The 14,806-nt window shown below is 72.8% G+C and carries 6 protein-coding genes and 1 pseudogene; 4 read left to right on the top strand and 3 right to left on the bottom strand.

The window, feature by feature from the left end:
• Positions 1 to 2 precede the first annotated feature (2 nt).
• On the bottom strand, positions 3 to 1,271 hold the full coding sequence (locus tag BMY07_RS23435; RefSeq protein ID WP_092782672.1) for a hypothetical protein: 1,269 nt from the start codon (positions 1,269 to 1,271) through the stop codon (positions 3 to 5).
• A gap of 372 nt (positions 1,272 to 1,643) precedes the next feature.
• Between BMY07_RS23435 and BMY07_RS23440 the strand changes: the two genes are divergently transcribed.
• Positions 1,644 to 2,930 (top strand): hypothetical protein, encoded by a 1,287-nt coding sequence (locus BMY07_RS23440; RefSeq protein ID WP_143073607.1) that lies wholly within the window; start codon positions 1,644 to 1,646, stop codon positions 2,928 to 2,930.
• Here the strand turns inward: BMY07_RS23440 and BMY07_RS23445 are convergent.
• Positions 2,927 to 3,235 carry an ArsR/SmtB family transcription factor gene (locus BMY07_RS23445; RefSeq protein WP_245782596.1) on the bottom strand — a complete coding sequence of 103 codons (309 nt, stop codon included), beginning with the start codon at positions 3,233 to 3,235 and terminating at the stop codon, positions 2,927 to 2,929. The genes BMY07_RS23440 and BMY07_RS23445 overlap by 4 nt on opposite strands.
• Before the next feature lie 88 nt (positions 3,236 to 3,323).
• On the opposite strand from BMY07_RS23445, the gene BMY07_RS23450 reads away from it, so the two are divergent.
• Complete coding sequence (locus tag BMY07_RS23450; protein WP_092782681.1) at positions 3,324 to 4,499, top strand: MFS transporter; 1,176 nt, start codon at positions 3,324 to 3,326, stop codon at positions 4,497 to 4,499.
• A 106-nt stretch (positions 4,500 to 4,605) separates the two neighbouring features.
• On the opposite strand, the gene BMY07_RS23455 is transcribed toward BMY07_RS23450, so the two are convergent.
• Entirely contained in the window at positions 4,606 to 4,887 is a 282-nt protein-coding gene (locus BMY07_RS23455; RefSeq protein ID WP_092782685.1) for an early set domain-containing protein, read from the bottom strand.
• Between the two features lie 851 nt (positions 4,888 to 5,738).
• Here BMY07_RS23455 and BMY07_RS23460 point away from each other — a divergent pair.
• Complete coding sequence (locus BMY07_RS23460) at positions 5,739 to 7,079, top strand: serine hydrolase domain-containing protein (RefSeq protein ID WP_092782688.1); 1,341 nt, start codon at positions 5,739 to 5,741, stop codon at positions 7,077 to 7,079.
• Between the two features lie 98 nt (positions 7,080 to 7,177).
• A pseudogene (locus BMY07_RS23465) lies at positions 7,178 to 14,716 on the top strand (amino acid adenylation domain-containing protein); the annotation flags it as partial.
• Positions 14,717 to 14,806 lie beyond the last annotated feature (90 nt).

Here is a 14,806-nt window from a genome sequence, read left to right on the forward strand (position 1 = left end):
GGCTAGAACGGGTTGCGTAGGGCGGCGTTGATGGTGCCTGCCAGAGCCGTCGCTGATTTGGCGAGGGTGTGCCAGTCGGTGGTGGGGGTTGGGGTGGGGGGTTCTTCGGATTCCCAGTGGGCTTGGCGTTCGGCCAGGTGGGTGAAGAGGGGTTCGTAGGCCGAGGCCAGTAGGCGCCAGATCTGGTTGATCAAGGTGGCGGTGGTGTCCTCGACGGCGCGGGGGAGGCCGGAGGGGCGGGTGGGGAGGGGGATGGCGATGTCCTCGGTGGGGGTGGTGACCTTGGCGAGGGTGTCCGGGGTGGGCGGTGGGTCGACGCGGAGGATGAGGGTGTGGGGTGGGCGCCAGGGACTGGGGTCGGAGAGTTGGCCTGCCAGCCAGTCGGCGTCGGTGGTGATGCCGGTGAGGATGTGGTGTTCGGCGCGCATGGCCTGGTCCATCAGCTCCGCGCGCAGCCGGTTGGGCAGGTGGGTGTCCCACCAGGTCCGCTCGTCGCCGACGCGGGCGAGGTCGGCGGTGAGGCGGGACAGGACCGCGGCCCGGTCGGCGCGCAGGTGTTCGCCGATGCGGCCGATCAGCGCCAGTTGCCGGTCCGAGAGCTGCACCCGCAGCAGTTCCCAGGTCCGCGCCCGGCTCGACCTGCGGTCGATGGACTGTCCACTGTGCACTCTCCGGGCGTCGGCGATGGTCTCGCCCGCGCTGGTGGCCATCGCGGTGCACTGGTCGGCGAGCCGGGCGGCGATCCGGCGGGCGCGCAACCCGGCCCGCTCCTGCGGCGGCGCCGAGTCGAGCAGGAACGCCCGCACCGCCGCCGTGGCGGGGTCGTCCGGCGCGGCACCGGGACCGGACAGCACCGCGATCCGGCCGACCCGCGCGGAGATGTAGGTCAGCACCCGGCCGCGTTCGGCCGAGGTGAGCCGGTCGAGCATGGTGACGACCACCGCGAGCGACGTGGTGTGCGCGGCGACCGCGTCCTCCAGCAGCCGCGAGTGCCCCGCGCCCCAGACCCCGGTGGCGGGCACCGCCAGCAGCACCCCGTCGGTGTCGGTGACCGCGGCCAGCGGCGCACCGCCCGGCTGCCACGGCGCCTCCAGCAGCTCCACCCCGGACAGCCCCTCGCGCCCCAGCACCCGGCTGACCAGCGTGGACTTGCCCACCCCCGGCTCGCCGACGACGTTGACCCGCCAGGACGGCCGGTCCCGGCCTGCCGCGAGCCGCTCGATCGCGGCCGAGGTCCTGCTCCGGCCGTGCTCGGCCGCCAGGCGCGCCACCTCGCGCAGCCACCGCGGTGTCGACGTGATGATCTCGCGGCTCTCGATGGTGCCTGCTCCCTCGCGATCGCGGCCACTGCGCGGTCATCATGGGCCGCGCCGCCCGCGCAGATGCCATCAGCGGAGGGGTTTGCCCGAACTGCCCGCCATCCGGACGCCAATGCAGACCACCTCCCGGTCCACTGAGGACGACGCGGGCGGGCTGTCGCGGAAAACGGCCACGCACCCGACTGTCCACTTGGGCCGCAGAACGCCCGGTCGGCGGGAATCGGACGCCGAATGGCCCTCTGTCACCGGTTGCGCGGTGGTGTGGCAATCTGAAGATCGCGAACCGGCGTCGGAGGGGAGCGGGTTAGGGGTTTCGGCGTAGTGGTGAGGCGTGGACCCGCGACGGTGCTGGTCGCGGTGGGGGCTCTGGCGGAGTTCGCGGGGCTCCGGGATGTCGTGCACGCCGTCGAGGCGGATCCCGATGTGGTGCTGCGGTGGAGCGCGGTGGGCGGGGCGCCCGCGGTGGAGCGCGTGTTGCGCATTGCCGGCGTGCCGACGGTGGCGTGGTCGCGGGCGGACGGGTTCGACCTGGTGCTCGCCTGCCACACCACCGGCGAGGTGCCCGGGCTGGTCGTGAGCATCACCGACAGCCACGACATCCCGGTGGCGGTCGGCGTGTCGACCGAGCAGGACCGGGCCGCCGCGGAGGCCTCCATCCCGGGGGCGGCCGGGCGGACCTTCGTGATGGGGGATCCGACCTGGGCCAGGGTGCTGGCCGCCGCGGGCAGGCGCGCGGAGTTCCGCGCGCGGCTGGGTGTCCCGGACGGCGTGGCGCTGGTCGCGCTGGGGTGCGCGCGGCCGGACGCGATCTCGCTCGTGCTGTCCCGCTTGCCTTTCGACGAGTTCCGGGTGGCCACGGTGGTCCCCGACAGCGCCGGTTCCCCCGGTCTCATCGCGGTGTCGCCGGAGTCCGACTGGATCGCCGTGCTCATCGCCGCGGACGTGGTCATCGGCGACCCAGGCCCGGCCGTCCGCTACGCGCGAGGACTCGGCCGCGCGACCCTGACCCCCGACGTCATCGACGGCGACCTGCTCGCCGCCGTGCGCGCCAACGAGTCCACAGTGGAACCCATAACCGCCCCCGCGTCCCCGCGGCTCGTCCGGGACAAAGTCCGCGAACTCGTTGACCTCGAAGCGGTCAGCGCCACTGCCGCATCGAGACCCTTCGGTCCGCTGGATCCCGCGACCGTACCCGCGACCGCGTTCCTGATGTCCGCAAGGGAATCAAGCGACGTCGTCACCGTCACCCGCGTCCCGCACCTGCCCGACCGCCGCGCGGGCGAGGACGTCCTGGCGGTCGACGCCGCCGAGCCGGACCCCGGCCTGCGCGCCAACGCCGAGATCATCGTCCACCCGGCCGCCGACGACCCGGCCGCCTGGGTCGCCGAGACGATCGCCACCTCCCACTGCGCGCTCGCCGTCGCCGCCGGGGATCGGGCCCACTTCACCTGGTACACCGGCCAGACCTGGACCGCGGACGTCCCCGGACTGGCCCTCATGGCCGTCGCGGGCGCGGTCTACCACCACGTGGTCGACAACGACGCCATCACCAAGCCGATCGACGTCCGCGTCGGCGAGATCACCGAGCGGATCACCTTCGGCGCGGGCTAGTGCGGCGCGTTGAGAATGCCTTCGAGCAGGCCCGGGTACAGCGCGTCCAGGTCGTCGCGGCGCAGCGAGGTGATGCGGGCGGTGCCGCTCGGCCGCACGGAGACCACCCCGGCCTCGCGCAGCGTGCGCAGGTGGTGGGTGCGGGTGGACTTGCTGATGGGCAGCTCGATCGACCCGCACGCCACGCCCTCGCTCAGCGTGGCCAGTTCGCGGACCATGTGCAGCCGGACCGGGTCGGCGAGGGCGTGCAGCACCCGCTCGATGCGGATCTCGGCCAGGCTGGGGTGGGGCAGTTCCTCGGGCACCGGTCCATAGTACGAGACATCTCGTAGTTTGATGCATCTCGTACTACGATCGCTCTCGTACCAGGCACCCGGCCAAGGGGGAACTCGCATGTCACCACGCACGTACCTGCTCGCGGCGGGGGCGTTCACCGTGGGAACCAGCGGCTACGTCATCTCCGGGCTGCTGCCCGAGGTGGGCCGCGAGCTGCACGTCTCGACCTCGGCGGCAGGTCAGCTGGTCACCGCGTTCGCCATCGCCTACGCCATCGCCTCGCCGCTGCTGGCCGCGGTCACCGGCCGCTGGGAGCGCAAGCGGCTGGTGATCGCCGCCCTGGTCGTCAGCGCGCTGGGCAACGCCCTGTCCGCGGTGGCGCCCACCTTCGAGCTGCTGCTCGCCGCCCGGGTCGTCGCCGCGCTCGGGGCCGCGGTCTTCACCCCGGTCGCCACCGCCATGGCGACGGCCATCAACCCGCCCGAGCGGCGCGGCAGGGCGGTCGCGGTGGTCTTCGGCGGTCTCACCACCGCGCTGGTTGTCGGTGTGCCCGCAGGCAGCCTGCTAGGTGGCTCTATCGGCTACCACGGCGTCTTCGCCCTCGTGGCCGCCGCGTCCGCGCTCGCGGCGGTGGTGAGCGTCTTCTGGCTGCCCCTGGTCGAGGCCCCGCCCGCGGTGGGCGTCCGGGAGCGGTTCGCGGTGCTGGCCGACAGCCGCGTGCGGATGGTGCTCGGCATGACCGTGCTCGGCTGCCTCTCGGCGTTCGCGGTCTTCACCTACGTCGCGCCGCTGCTGGCCACCACGGCCGGGCTGCACGGGAGCGCGATCAGCCTGTTGCTGCTGTCCTACGGCGTCGGCGGGGCCATCGGCAACGTGCTGGGCGGCAGGCTGACCGACCGGTTCGGCAGCAGGCGGCCGCTGCTGTGGTCGTTCACCCCGTTCGTGATCATCCTGGCCACGCTCCCGCTGACCGCGGTCACCGCGGTCTCGGCCGGGGTGGTGTTCTTCCTGTGGGGCCTGTGCACCTGGTCGGTGAACCCGCCGATCCAGAACTGGCTGATCGAACTCGCCCCGCGCACCAGCGGCCTGCTGCTGTCGATCAACGCGTCGGCGATCTACCTCGGCGTCGGACTTTCGGGGGTGGTCGGCGGGCTGGTGATCGACTCGTGGGGCGTCGTCGCGCTCCCGCCGGTGGCCGCCGCGGTGGCCTCGCTGTCCTTTGTGCTCCTCGTGCTGGCCGGTCGCCGCGACGGCGCGGTCGTCGAGGCGGAGCCGGTTCCGGTCCGCGCCTGAGCGGCGGGACGACCGACAGGCCCGTGCCGGGTTCGGCGCGGGCCTGTGGTGTGTCCGGGGGTTTGCGAGGTTTTACCGGGATTCGCGTCCCACCCCGGTTCCCGCCCTAAACAGTTATCCGCGGATTGCCCTGTCCGTCGCGGGTTTGCACGGCCGGGTCGTCGGACCACACGCCGCCCTCGGTGAGGTAGCGGAAGGACAGTGCGGTCCCGGCCGGGAGCACCACCGAGGTGGAGCGCTTGCCGTTGGAGCGGCCGCGCAGCACGTGGCGGCCGGGCGTCCAGCCGTTGAAGCAGCCGACCACGCTGGTCGGTCCTGGCGGGGTGTCGCGGTCGAGGGTGAAGGTCACCCTGACCTTGGCGAAGGGCAGCGGCTTGAGGTTGATCATCTTCGGAACGGGTTCCTCGGTGCTCGGGTGCGCTGGTCGAGCAGGAAGCCTGCCCGGCCGCCGCCGCGCGCACCAGCACCATCACCCGGACGTGTCGATTAGGGCGAACGGCCGCGAATGCGCCGCCCATTGCCGATCAGCCGAAACGACAGAACTCGGACATGGTTGTTGAGACCTCGACCACATTCGGGTTCTCACGCTTCCCAGATGATGGTCCGATCGGGCCGGGTTGTGGCGCGAATCTCCCCGCCGACCGATCCGGGTGTTACCCGGGGTCCGGTGTTCCCATTACTTCTCTTTGGGTGTTACTGGATCGCCGAGGGGCGTCAATGCCGATTCAGATGCACGTGCAAGTTACCCGCGAGTATCGAATGCGACAAACGCGAGAGACGTTCGGACACCGGTTCCCGAGTGCGCAATTGTTCGTACCAAAGGGAATCTGCACCGGCCATAGTGGACCATGGAATCGCTCCCCAATTCTTGTGATCGGGGTCACAGAAACGGGCTCGATAATCCGTCGTTGGGTCGCGAAACCGTTTTGCGAATGCGTCGCCTGATCGTTCAAACAAGTTTGTCGGGATTTCGCCGAGCCCTACCGCGCAAAGCAGTGGCCACAATGCATAGGGGTTCGATTGCTCCATTCGGCGGTAGCTGGTCTCCTCCGCCGCTGGTCAACATTGATTGCGTTCGAGGATTGAATCCGGTGAACGCGGGGAACACAGATCACAGGTGTCGCCGGAGTCGGCGGACTTGATTAACCCGGTCGCCGACACCGCACCCACCACGCCCGGTCCCACCCGAACTCCGTGCGTGGCCCCACCGTGCCCACCGGCACCTACCAGTGAGGACCCATGGACGCACCCGCAGGTACCCAGATCGCGGCCAGACTCGGTGAGCTGGCCGCGGCGCACGCCGTCCCCGGCGCGCAGTTGGCCATCCACCACGACGACCGCACCCGGACTTGGTGCACCGGCGAGGTCCGGCACGGCTCCGGCGAGCCGATGACCGACGCGCACGCCGTCCCGGTTGGATCGATCACCAAGGTGGTCACCGCGGCCACCGTGCTCGCGCTCGCCGTCGACGGCGACATCGACCTCGACGAGCCGCTCGCCGAGCAGGTGCCCGGCCTGGCCGTGCTGCCCGACTTCGCCGACACCACACCGCGCCACCTGCTCAGCCACACCTCCGGCCTGCCTTCCGACACCAGGGAAAGCGCGCTCACCTCCGCTACCACACTGCGCAGGCTCCTGCACGATTCGGCCTCCGGGCTGACCCCGATCGCCGAGCCGGGCACCGCGTTCTCGTACTCCAACGTCGGCTACCTGCTGCTGGGGCACGCCATCGAGTCGGTGACCGGAATGGACTGGGCCGAGGCGGTCGAGGCCATCGTGCTCGGCCCGCTCGGCGTGGACACCCGGTTCGTGGTAGGCCGCCACGCGTCGACCAACGAGGTGGTGACCGGGCACACGGTCAACCGCTCGCACGGCTCGGTCCGCCCGGTCGCCCAGTCGCTGACCGCCCTGGAGGCCCCGGCGGGCGCCCTGGCCGCGAGCGCGGCGCAGCTGGTCCGGTTGGGACGCGCGCTGGCCGGTGCCGAGGGCAACGACCTGCTCGACCCCGGTTCGCTCAAGGAGATGCGCGGTGCGGTCCCCTCGGCCGAGCCGTTCGGCATGGCCGACGGCTGGGGCCTGGGCCTCGCGGTCTACGACAGCGCCGGGCGCACCGTGGTCGGCCACGACGGCACCGGTGACGGCACCTCCGCGCACCTGCGGATGCACCCGTCTAGCGGCACCGTGGTGGCGTTCACCGCCAACTCCGGCTCCGGCTTCGCCATGTGGCGCACCCTGGCCGACGACCTGGCCGAGCTGGGCATCCCGGTCGCGGGCTTCGACCCGGTGCCGCGCGTGGTCGAGCCGGTCCCGGTGCCCGCGGGCATCGCGGGCGACTACGCCAACGGCGACACCGTGTACTCGGTGATCCCGGGCGTCGACCTGCCGCGGCTGACCGTCGACGGCGAGCCGTTCGCCGACCTGACCCCGCTGTCGGGCCTGCGCTTCGCGATGCGCGACTGCGACACCGGCGAGACCGACCAGGTCGGCCGCTTCCTCGCCGACGACTCCGGCGTGCCCGCCTGGCTGCAGGTCGGCGGCAGGCTCGCCCGCAAGACCACGGCCGCGTTCGCGGCCGCCTGAGCGCAACCCCCCTCCCCAGGCGCGCGGCCGTCTCCCCGCGCCTACCCGTCGTGCTCATGAAAGGTCAGACCAGGATGTCCGCCCGGTTAGCGAATCCGACGCTGTTGGACCTCTTCGCCGCCCAGGTCGCCCGCGATCCCGAGGCGCCCGCGTTGCGCTCGGGGGACCGGGTGGTCGACTACGGTGAACTGGACCGGTGGTCGGACCGGGTGGCCAGGGCGCTGGTCGCGCGCGGCGCCGGGCCGGAGCGGCTGGTCGCGCTGCGGCTGCCGCGGTCGGTGGACATCGTGGTGGCGCAACTGGCGGTGCTCAAGGCGGGCGCGGCGTACCTGCCGGTCGACCCGGCGTACCCGGCGGAGCGCATCGCCGACATGCTCGCCGACGCCAAGCCGCTGCTCGTGCTGACCGATCTGTCCGAAATGGACGGTATGGATGGCGCTGCCGAGGCCGAGCTGCCGGAGCGCGCCTACGCGGACCAGCCCGCCTACGTCATCTACACCTCGGGTTCGACCGGACGGCCCAAGGGCGTCGTGGTCACCCACCGCGGCCTGGCGACCTTCGCGCTCGCCGAGGTCGAGCGGTTCGACGTGCGCCCCGGCGACCGGGTGCTGCAGTTCTCCTCGCCGAGCTTCGACGCCTCGGTGCTGGAGCTGTGCATGGCCTACGCCGGTGGTGCCGCGCTGGTCGTCCCGCCGCCCGGACCGCTGCTGGGCGAGCAGTTGGCCGAGGTGCTGCGCGCCGAGCGGGTGACGCACGCGCTCATCCCGCCGGTCGCGCTCTCCACCGTGCCCGAGGGCACGGAGCTGCCCGACTTCCGGACCCTCATCGTCGGCGGCGACGCCTCGTCGGCCGACCTGGTGCGCCGCTGGGCCCCCGGCCGCAACATGATCAACGCCTACGGGCCGACCGAGTCCACCGTGGTCACCTCGTGGAGCGACCCGCTGGTCCCGTCGCCCGACTCGCCGACCATCGGCCGCCCGATCACCGGCACCCAGGTGCACGTGCTCGACGACGACCTGCGCCCGGTCGCCGAGGGCGCCCCCGGCGAGCTGTACGTCACCGGCGTCGGCGTCGCCCGCGGCTACCTCGACCGCCCCGGCCTGACCGCGCAACGGTTCCTGGCCGCCCCCGGCGGCGCCCGCATGTACCGCACCGGCGACGTCGTGCGGGTCGACGCGGACGGGAACCTGGAGTTCGTCGGCCGCGCCGACCACCAGGTCAAGATCCGCGGCTTCCGCATCGAGCCCGGCGAGATCGAGGCCGAGCTGGCCAAGGACCCGACCGTGGGCCGCGCGGTCGTCGTGCCGCGCACCGAGACCGGCATCAAGCGGCTGGTCGCCTACGTCGTCCCCGGCGACGGACACCCCCAACCGCACGCGCTGCGCGCCCTGCTCGTCGACCGGCTGCCCGCCCACATGGTGCCTGCCGCGATCGTCGTGCTCGACGCGTTCCCGTTGACCCCCAACGGGAAGCTCGACCGCGACGCCCTGCCCGCCCCCACGGTCGGGGTCGCCGAGGAGGACCACGTCGCGCCGCGCGACGAGCGGGAGCGGCTCGTCGCCGACATCTGGTCGCAGGTGCTGGGCGTGACCTCGATCGGGTCCTCCGACGACTTCTTCGCCCTCGGCGGCGACTCGATCCTGGCCGTGCGCGCGCAGACCCGGATCGCGTCGGCGTTCGGCACCACGCTGTCCGGCCGCGCGATCTTCGACGCCCGCACGGTGTCGGGTCTCGCCGCCCTGCTGCCCGAGCAGCCCGCGACCGCCGCCGTCATCCCGCCGGTGTCACGGGACGAGCCGCTGCCGCTCTCGCCCGCGCAGCGCAGGCTGTGGCTGGAGGAACAGACCTCGGTCGGACCGGTGAACAACACCGGGTTCGCGCTGCGGGTCACCGGCGTGATCGACCGCCCCGCCCTGCGCCGGGCGCTGGACCGGCTCGCTGCACGCCACGACGCCCTACGGACCACAGTGGACGGTGAGTACCAGGTCGTCGCCGAGCACGCCGCCCTGCCGCTCGCCGAGCGTGACACCACCGACCTCGACACGACCCTCACCGAGCTCGTCGCCGCCCCGTACGACCTCGCCACCGGCCCGCTGACCCGGGTGACCCTGGTCGCGGACGGCGCCGAGCACGTCCTCGTGGTCGCCCAGCACCACATCGTCACCGACGGCTGGTCGGCCGCGCTGCTGGTCGACGAGCTGACCGCGCTCTACGTCGAGGAGACCGGCGGCCCCGCCGCGGACCTGCCCGAGCACACCACCCAGTACCCGGATTACGCCGCCTGGCAGCTGGAGCGCCCCGAGCCCGACCTCTCCCACTGGCGCAACCGGCTCGACGGCCTGCTCCCGCTGGACCTGCCGACCGACCGCCCCCGCCCGCCGGTGCGGGTCGGGTCCGGCGCCGTGCTGCGCCAGGACCTGCCCGCCGACCTCGCCGCCGGGCTCACCACCCTCGGCGCCGCGCACGAGGCGACGCTGTTCATGACCCTCACCGCCGCCGTGCAGGTGTTGCTCGCCGAGCACGGCCGCACCCGCGACGTCGCGGTCGGCGCTGTCCGGGCGGGCAGGCCGGTCGCGGAGCTGGACGCGGTCGCCGGGTTCTTCGTCAACACGCTGGTGCTGCGGTCGCGGATCGACCCGTCCCTGCCCTTCAGCGACTTCCTCACCGCGGTGCGGGAGACCGTGCTCGACGCCTTCGACCACGACGACGTGCCCTTCGACCGGCTCGCCGACCAGCTCAGCACCGTCCGCGACCCGAGCCGCACGCCGCTCGTGCAGGCCGTGGTCGCGCTGCAACAGCCGTTGGTCACCCAGCACGAGGCCGCCGGGCTGCGCCTGGTCGACGAGCCGCTGCCCCGCCCGGCCGCCCGGTTCGACCTGGTCGTCGAGTTCTGGCCGTCCGCCGAGGGCCTGCGGATGGTGCTGGAGTACGACACGGCCCTGTTCGACGGCACCCGGATCGCCGCGCTGGCCACGGAACTCACCGCGCTGCTGCGGATCGTCACCGCCCGCCCGGACACCCCGCTCGGCACGCTGGTGGACCTCCCCGAGGGTTCCGCCGTCGTCGTCCCCGCGCCCAGGCCCGCCGAGCCGAACCGCTACCTCGCCCCGCGCACCCCGGTCGAGGCGACGCTGGCCACGGTGTTCGCCCAGGTGCTCGGCGCGCCCAGGGTCGGCGTGCGGGACAACTTCTTCGCCCTCGGCGGCGACTCGATCCTCAGCATCCAGGTCGTCACCGCCGCGCGGGCCGCCGGACTGCTGCTCACCGCGCGCGACGTGTTCGTCCACCAGACCGTCGCCGACCTCGCCCCGCACGCCACCGAGATCGGCGCCGACACCCGCCCCGAGGCCGGTCCCGAGTCCGGCGCGGTGCCGCTGACCCCGATCCAGCGCTGGTTCTTCGACCACTACACCGCCCACCCGCACCTGTTCGACCAGACCTGCGTGGTCGACCTCGGCCAGCCGGTGCTGCCGGATGCCCTGGCCACGGCCATGTTCGCCGTGCTGGAGCACCACGACGCGCTGCGCATGCGGTTCACGCGCGCCGCGGATTGGCACCAGGACAACGCCCCTGTCGGCGAGTCGGGCGCCATCGGTGAGCACGGGCCGATCTTCCTGGTCGAGCTGCACGGCGATTCCACTGTCCAGTTGCGAGCGCACCACCTCGTGGTGGACGGCGTCTCGTGGCGGGTGATCGCCGAGGACCTGCGCACCGCGCACCGGCAGGCGGCGGCGGGGGAGCCGGTCGTGTTCCCCAGGCGTACCACCTCGTTCCGGGAGTGGGCGACCAAGCTGGCCGAGCACGCCGTCGCCGGTGGGTTCGCCGACGAACTGCCGCACTGGGCCGAGCTGCGCGCCGAGACCCGGGTGCCGCGCGACCACTCCGGCGCCAACACCGCCGCCTCCGAGCGTTCGGTGACGGTCACGCTGACCGAGGACGAGACCGCCGCGCTGCTGCGGGAGGTCCCCGAGGCGTACCGCACGCAGGTCAACGACGTGCTGCTGACCGCGTTCGGTGCCGCGCTCGCGCGCTGGACCGGTCGGCCGGAAACCCTGGTGCACCTTGAGGGCCACGGGCGGGAAGACCTGTTCGACGGGGTCGACCTGTCCCGCACGGTGGGCTGGTTCACCACGATGTTCCCCGTCGTGGTCGGCAGTGCCGACGACTGGGGCACGGCGCTCAAGTCCGTGAAGGAGTCGCTGCGGGCCACACCTCGGCGCGGCATCGGCTACGGCGCCCTGCGCTACCTCGTCGGCGCGGACCTGGGTGGCGACGCCGAGGTGTCGTTCAACTACCTCGGTCGGTTCGACGGAACCGCCGACCTCGCCCTCGACGCCCACCCGGACTCCCGGCGCCCGCACGTGCTCGACGTGGTGGGCCAGGTCGAGCGGGACCGGCTCGCGATCACCATCTACTACAGCGAGAACCTGCACCGCGAGACCACCGCGTCGACCTTCGCCGAGTCGATCGCCGACGCGTTGCGCCTGATCGTGCGGCACTGCGCCCAGGGCGGCCGGGGCCGCACGCCGTCGGACTTCCCGCTGGTGCGCCTCGACCAGTCCACTGTGGATCGCCTGGTCACCCCGAACGTGGTCGACGTCCTGCCGCTGACCCCGATGCAGGCCGGGATGATCTTCCACGGGCTGTCGCAGGGCGGACAGGGTGGGAGGGCGGGTGAGGGACAACAGCGCGCGTACTTCCAGCAGACGGCGTTCGTGCTCGACGGTATCGACGACGTCGACCGATTGGCGTCGGCGTGGCGGCAGGTGGTGGACCGGGCGGCGATCCTGCGTTCCGCCGTCGTCTGGGAGGGCGTCGCCGAGCCGGTGTCGCTGGTGCACGAGCACGTCGACCTGCCGATCACCCGGCTGGACTGGAGCGGCGGCCACCGCGAGGCCCTGCTGGCCGCGCTGCTCGCCGCCGACCAGCGCAAGGGGTTCGACCTGGCGGCCCCGCCGCTGATGCGGTTGGCGCTGGCCGAGCTCGGCGGCGGTCGGGTGCAGGTGCTGTGGACGTTCCACCACGTGCTGCTCGACGGGTGGAGCATCTTCGGCGTCCTCGCCGACGTCGCCGGCGCCTACGCCGGTCGCGCGCTGCCGGACCGCCCGGACTTCGCCGAGTACCACCGCTGGCTGTCCCGGCAGGACCCGGCGACGGCCGAGCTGCACTGGCGTTCCGTGCTCGGCGACCTGGAGGCCCCGACCCCGCTGCCGTTCGACCGGCCGCGCGCGTCGGTCCCCCAGCCGACCACCTCCGCCCGGCTCGACATCACCCTCACCGACGCCGAGACCGAGCGGCTGACCCGGTTCGCCAAGGACCACCGGCTCACCCTCGGCACCGTCGTGCAGGGCGCGTGGGCGCTCCTGCTGGCGCAGAACAGCGGGCACCGCACCGGCGGCCAGGTGTGCTTCGGCGCCACCGTCTCCGGCCGCCCCGCCGACCTGCCCAGGGTCGAGGCGATCACCGGCATGTTCGTCAACACGCTGCCCGTGGTGACCACTGTGGACGGCCCGGTCGCCCGGTGGCTGGCCGAGGTGCAACGCGCCCAGGTCGAGTCCCGCGCCTTCGAGCACACCCCGCTGACCAGGCTGCACGGCTTCAGCGCGGTCCCCGGCGGGGTCGACCTGTTCGACAGCGCGGTGATCTTCGAGAACTACCCGGCCGACGGCCCCCGGCTCAGTGAGCTGACCGCGGTGGAGAGCACCACCTTCCCACTCAGCGTCACCGTCTACCCGGGCGAGCGGCTGCGGCTGCTGTTCGGCTACGAGCCCGGCCTGTTCGACGCCGAGACGGTCGAGACCCTCGCCGCCCAGCTGAGCAGGCTCCTCGCCGAACTCGTCGTCGACCCCGACCGCCCGGTCACCGCCATCCCGGCGCTCACCGGCGCCGACCGCGACCGGGTCCTCGTCGAGTGGAACGACACCGCGGTCGACGTCCCGGACACCACCCTCACCGCGCTGCTGGTCGAGCAGGCCGCGCGGACCCCCGACGCGCAAGCGCTTGTCTGCGGGGACCGGCGGTGGACCTACGCCGAGTTCGACGCCGAGGTCAACCGGCTCGCGCACTGGCTCACCCGGCACGGCGCCGGGCCGGAGAAGATCGTCGCCGTCTCGCTGCCCCGCTCGGCGGAGCTGGTGATCGCCCTGCACGCGGTGCTCCGCGCGGGCGCCGCCTACCTCCCCGTCGACCCGGAGCTGCCCAGGGACCGGGCCGCGTTCCTCGTCTCCGACACCGACGCCGTGCTGCTGCTCGACGCCATGCCGGACACCCACGACCAGCCCGACACCGCGCCCGGGGTGGCGGTCGCGCCGGACAACAGCGCGTACGTCATCTACACCTCCGGGTCCACCGGCCGTCCCAAGGGCGTCGTCGTCGCGCACCGCGCGATCGTCAACCGCCTGCTGTGGACCCAGGGCCGGTTCGACCTCGGCGCCGACGACCGGGTGCTGCAGAAGACCCCGGCGAGCTTCGACGTGTCGGTCTGGGAGTTCTTCTGGCCGCTGGTCGTCGGCTCTACCCTGGTCGTCGCCAAGGCGGACGGCCACCGCGACCCGGCCTACCTGGCCGAGCTGATCCGCGCCGAGCGGGTCACGACCGTCCACTTCGTCCCGTCCATGCTGCGCGCCTTCCTCGCCCACGCCGACCTGACCGGCCTCGACGGCCTGCGCCGGGTGCTGTGCAGCGGCGAGGCGCTCCCGGTCGACCTGGCCGAGCGGTTCCACGACGCGCTCGACGCCCAACTGCACAACCTCTACGGACCGACCGAGGCCGCCGTCGACGTCACGCACTGGGCGTGTCGGCCGGGTGAGTCGACGGTGCCCATCGGGCTGCCGGTCTGGAACACCCGGCTCTACGTCCTCGACGCCGACCTGTTCCCTGTGCCGGTCGGCGCTCCCGGGGAGCTGTACCTGGCCGGGGTCCAGCTCGCCCGCGGGTACCTCGACCGCCCCGGCCTGACCGCGGACCGGTTCGTCGCCGACCCGCACGGGCGCCCCGGCAGCCGGATGTACCGCACCGGCGACCTGGTGCGCTGGAACCGGGCCGGGGCGGTGGAGTACCTGGGCCGCACCGACCAGCAGGTCAAGATCCGCGGCATGCGCATCGAGCCCGGCGAGGTCGAGGCCGCCCTCACCGCCCGGCCCGAGGTCGCCGACGCCGCCGTGATCGCCCGCGACGGCAAGCTCGTCGGCTACGTGACACCGTCCGATCTGGACACCAAGGCACTGCGGGACGCGCTCGGCAGGGACCTGCCCGAGCACATGGTCCCCGCGGCGCTGGTCGCCGTGGACGCGCTGCCGCTCACCCCGTCCGGCAAGCTCGACCGCAGGTCGCTGCCCGACCCGGACTTCGGCCCCGCCGCCGAGTTCACCGCCCCCGAGACCGGAACCGAGGAAGCACTGGCCGAGATCTGGGCCGAGGTGCTCGGCGTGCCCAGGGTCGGGGTCACCGACAGCTTCTTCGACCTCGGCGGCGACTCCATCCTCAGCCTCCACGTGACCGCCCGCGCCAACGCGGCGTTCGCGGTGGAGCTCACCCCGCGCGACGTGCTGACCGCCCGCACCGTGCGCGCCCTCGCGGACGTGGTCGAGGACCACGTCCTGCGCGAACTCGAAGCCCTCGCGGGCGAGTCACTCTAAGCCCCGGGAGGCACTCACAATGACCGTTTCAAATACCCCCCCGCCCTCCCAATCATCGGACTCTCGCAGAAGCCGCCTCGACGCCCTCCC

The sequence above is a fragment of the Actinokineospora terrae genome, from assembly GCF_900111175.1.
GTDB lineage: Bacteria > Actinomycetota > Actinomycetes > Mycobacteriales > Pseudonocardiaceae > Actinokineospora > Actinokineospora terrae.

Excerpts from the sequence above, each read along its gene's own strand:
- BMY07_RS23450 (WP_092782681.1), top strand. The coding sequence starts at position 3,324 with ATGTCACCACGCACGTACCTGCTCGCGGCGGGGGCGTTCACCGTGGGA.
- BMY07_RS23460 (WP_092782688.1), top strand. The coding sequence starts at position 5,739 with ATGGACGCACCCGCAGGTACCCAGATCGCGGCCAGACTCGGTGAGCTG.
- BMY07_RS23455 (WP_092782685.1), bottom strand. The coding sequence starts at position 4,887 with ATGATCAACCTCAAGCCGCTGCCCTTCGCCAAGGTCAGGGTGACCTTC.